Source organism: Streptomyces tricolor (assembly GCF_002155905.1).
In the GTDB taxonomy this organism is placed as follows: domain Bacteria; phylum Actinomycetota; class Actinomycetes; order Streptomycetales; family Streptomycetaceae; genus Streptomyces; species Streptomyces tricolor.
The window spans coordinates 1-4,195 of sequence record NZ_MUMF01000677.1 but is presented as its reverse complement, the minus strand read 5'-3'; the positions used below and the strand labels follow the sequence as shown (position 1 = coordinate 4,195).

Annotated in this window: 3 protein-coding genes; all 3 read right to left on the bottom strand. The window is 70.7% G+C overall.

Translation table 11 applies throughout. From position 1 onward, the window contains the following. Positions 1 to 190: 190 nt before the first annotated feature. A complete protein-coding gene (locus CCN44_RS37165; protein WP_086703137.1) occupies positions 191 to 1,576 on the bottom strand; it encodes an aspartate aminotransferase family protein in 1,386 nt (461 codons plus the stop codon). After that, entirely contained in the window at positions 1,573 to 3,471 is a 1,899-nt protein-coding gene (gene dxs, locus CCN44_RS37160) for a 1-deoxy-D-xylulose-5-phosphate synthase (protein WP_086703134.1), read from the bottom strand. Before dxs ends, CCN44_RS37165 begins: the two co-directional genes overlap by 4 nt. Positions 3,472 to 3,502: 31 nt before the next feature. Beyond that, positions 3,503 to 4,195: flavodoxin-dependent (E)-4-hydroxy-3-methylbut-2-enyl-diphosphate synthase (locus CCN44_RS37155; protein WP_086703131.1), on the bottom strand; the 693-nt coding region annotated here is incomplete at its 5' end.

Below are 4,195 nucleotides of genomic sequence, written 5' to 3'. Positions count from 1 at the left end.
GGTGAGGCCGGCGCGCCGGCGCAGGGAGCGCAGCTGCGGCGCGACGGTGGGCAGGCCCTCGTCGGGAGCCGGAGCCGCCGGCGGCACGGCGTCTGAGGCGTTCATGCCTCCATTCAGCCCGAATCTTGCCTAGCGGGCAATTTTCTTGCCTCTGAGGCAAAGGACCCCTGCGCTCCGGCCGGCCCGCGACTCAGCGGTGGGCCACCGCCTGCTTGATCAGGGTCTTGCCGAAGTCCCACATCAGGCCGCCGCCGCTGTGCGCGTCGTCCATCACCGCGGTGAAGGCGTCCACGAACCGGTTCACGTCGGCCTCGTCGACCACCAGCGGCGGAATCAGCTTGATCACCTCCAGATGGTCGCCGGAGACCTGGGTGAGGATCCGGTGCCTCTGGAGCAGCGGTACGACGACCATCTGCGCGAACAGGCCCTTGCGGGCCGCCTGGAGCATGGTCCAGCGGCTGCGCAGCTTCAGCGAGGACGGCTTGCCGAACTCGATGCCGATCATCAGGCCCCGGCCGCGGACGTCGGCGAGCATCTCGTACTTGTCGATCAGCGCGGTGAGCCGGGACTTCAGCAGCTCGCCCGTGCGGCGCACACCGGCCACGATCTGCTCGTTCTCCATGACCGCCAGCACGGCGAGGCCGCACGCCATCGCCTGGGCGTTGGCGCCGAAGCTCGCCGAGTGCACCAGCACACGGTCCATGGACGAGTAGACCTTCTTGAAGATCCACTCCTTGCCGAGAGTGGCGCCGACCGGCACATAGCCGCCGGAGAGGGCCTTGGCCACGCACACCAGGTCCGGTTCGACGCCGTCCTCGTGCTGGTAGGCGTAGAAGTCGCCGGTGCGGCCGAGGCCGGTCTGCACCTCGTCGGCGATGAGCAGCGCCCTGTGCCCCCGCAGCAGTTCCTGCGCGGCCCGCAGATAGCCGGGCGGCGCCTCGTGCACGCCCTTGCCCTGGATCGGCTCCACGATCAGCGCGGCCACGTCGCCCTTGCGCAACTCGCGGTCCAGGGCGTCGAGATCGCCGAGGGGTACGGCGGTGTCGGGCAGCAGCGGGGCGAACCCGTCCCGGAAGCCGCGCTCGCCGTTGACCGACAGCGAGCCGGTGGTCAGGCCGTGGAAGGCGTGGTCGCAGTAGAGGACGCGCGGCTTGCCGGTGGCGTACCGGGCGAACTTCAAAGCCGTCTCGACCGCTTCGGTGCCGCTGTTGCCGAAGAACACCCGGTCCAGGTGGGGGCTCTGGGCCAGCAGCCGCTCGGCGAGCAGACCGGGCAGCGGCTGGCAGTCGAAGCGGGTGAGGTCGGCGAGGTCCAGGTCCAGGACGTCGTGCAGCGCCTTGCGGACGACCGGGTGATGGCGGCCCAGGCCCATCACCCCGAACCCGGCGAGCATGTCCAGGTAGTCGTTGCCCTCCGCGTCGAAGAAGTGCGCCCCCTCGGCACGTTCGTAGACCTTGTCGAAGCCGATGGTGTGCAGCATGCGCGGGAGCTGCGGGTTGAGGTGCCTGGCGTGCAGCTCGTAGCGTTCGGATCCGCGCTCGGCGAGCAGGGCGCCGAGGTCGAACTCGGTGGTCATTCACTCTCCTTGACTGCGCTGCCCGCCTCCTGGACGGCCAGGCTCGCGCTGATCCGCCCGGCGATCTCGACGGGCGTGAGGCCGATGTCGGCCAGCACCTCGCTGCGCTTGGCGTGCGCGAGGAACTGCTCGGGGATGCCGAACCGCCGTACCGGCACGTCCACGTCGGCGTCGCCGAGAGCCAGCGCCACCGCCGAACCCACGCCCGCGGCACGGCTGTTGTCCTCGACCACGGCCACCAGCCGGTGCCGGGCGGCGAGACCGGGCAACGCGGGGTCGACGGGCTTGACCCAGCGCGGGTCGACCACCGTGCAGCCGATGCCGCGGGCGTCGAGCAGCTCGGCGGCCTGGAGGCACACGGAGGCCATCACCCCGACGGCCACCAGCAGCACCTCGGGGCTTTCGGCGCGGTGCAGGACGTCCATGCCTCCGACCCGGTCGAGGGCCGGGACGCACGGGCCGACCGACTCCTTCGGGAAGCGGACCAGGGTGGGCGCGTCGTCCACGGCGACCGCCTCGCGCAGCTGTGCGCGCAGCTGGTCGGCGTCGCGCGGGGCGGCGATCCTGAGCCCGGGCACGACCTGGAGGACCGACATGTCCCACATGCCGTTGTGGGAGGGCCCGTCGGTGCCGGTGACGCCGGCCCGGTCCAGGACGAAGGTGACGCCGCAGCGGTGCAGGGCGACGTCCATCAGCAGCTGGTCGAAGGCCCGGTTGAGGAAGGTGGCGTAGACGGCGACGACCGGGTGCAGCCCGCCGGTCGCGAGGCCGGCCGCGGACACGGCCGCGTGCTGCTCGGCGATGCCCACGTCCCACACCCGGTCCGGGAAGCGCTCGGCGAACTTCCCGAGCCCGACCGGGTGGAGCATCGCCGCGGTGATCGCCACGACGTCCTCGCGCTCCTCGCCGATCCTGACGATCTCCTCGCCGAACACCGAGGTCCAGGAGGGCCCGTTGGACGGGGCGAGCGGCTCGCAGGTGAGCGGGTCCATCACGCCGACGGTGTGGAAGTGGTCCTCCTCGTGCGCGAGGGCGGGCTCGTAGCCGCGGCCCTTCACGGTCAGGCAGTGGACCAGGACGGGGCCGTGGAAGCGTTTCGCGCGGCGCAGCGCGGACTCGACGGCCTTGATGTCGTGGCCGTCGATCGGGCCGAGGTACTTCAGGCCCAGGTCCTCGAACATGCCCTGCGGGGCGAAGGCGTCCTTGAATCCCTTCTTCGCGCCGTGCAGGGACTCGTAGAGCGTGTGGCCGACGACCGGGGTGCGCTGGAGCACGTCCTTGCCCCAGGCGAGCACCTTCTCGTAGCCGTCGGTGGTGCGCAGGGTGGCCAGGTGGTTGGCGAGGCCGCCGATGGTGGGGGCGTACGACCGCTCGTTGTCGTTGACGACGATGATCAGCGGTCGGTCCCTGGCCGCGGCGATGTTGTTCAGCGCCTCCCAGGCCATGCCGCCGGTCAGCGCGCCGTCGCCGATGACCGCGACCACATGCCCCTTCTCCCCCCGCACCTGGTTGGCCTTGGCCAGGCCGTCGGCCCAGCCGAGCGCGGTGGAGGCGTGGCTGTTCTCGATGACGTCGTGCTCGGACTCCTCGCGCGAGGGATAGCCGGACAGGCCGCCCTTGCCGCGCAGCTTGGAGAAGTCCTGACGGCCGGTCAGCAGCTTGTGGACGTACGCCTGGTGGCCGGTGTCCCACAGGATCCGGTCGACCGGCGACTCGAAGACGCGGTGGAGCGCGACGGAGAGTTCCACCACGCCCAGGTTGGGCCCGAGGTGGCCGCCGGTCCGCGACACCGCGTGCACCAGGAACTCACGTATCTCCTCGGACAGTTCACCGAGTTCCGCCTCGGACAGCGCCTTCAGGTCGCGTGGTCCCCGGATGTTCTCCAGAATGGTCACGCTCGGGCCCCCTCTCGGTTTGTGCCTTGCCTCAACTCACTTGCTCTGCGGGGCTCTTCCGCTCGGCCAGCCTCATGGCCTCCTCGATGAGGGTCTCGACGATCTTGGACTCGGGGACGGTCTTGACGACCTCGCCCTTGACGAAGATCTGGCCCTTGCCGTTGCCCGAGGCCACCCCGAGGTCCGCCTCCCGGGCCTCGCCCGGACCGTTGACCACACACCCCATCACCGCGACCCTGAGCGGTACGTCCATGCCGTCCAGGCCCGCCGTGACCTCCTCGGCGAGCTTGTACACGTCCACCTGCGCCCGGCCGCAGGACGGACAGGAGACGATCTCCAGGCGCCGCTGCCGCAGTCCCAGCGACTCCAGGATCTGGATGCCGACCTTGACCTCCTCGGCCGGCGGGGCGCTCAGCGACACGCGGACGGTGTCCCCGATGCCGCGCGAGAGCAACGCCCCGAAGGCGACGGCCGACTTGATCGTGCCCTGGAAGGCGGGGCCGGCCTCCGTCACGCCCAGGTGCAGCGGGTAGTCGCACTGCTCGGCGAGCTGCCGGTAGGCCTCGATCATCACGACCGGGTCGTTGTGCTTGACGGAGATCTTGATGTCGCGGAAGTCGTGCTCCTCGAAGAGGGACGCCTCCCACAGCGCCGACTCGACCAGCGCCTCCGGGGTCGCCTTGCCGTACTTCTGGAGCAGGCGCCGGTCCAGCGAGCCGGCGTT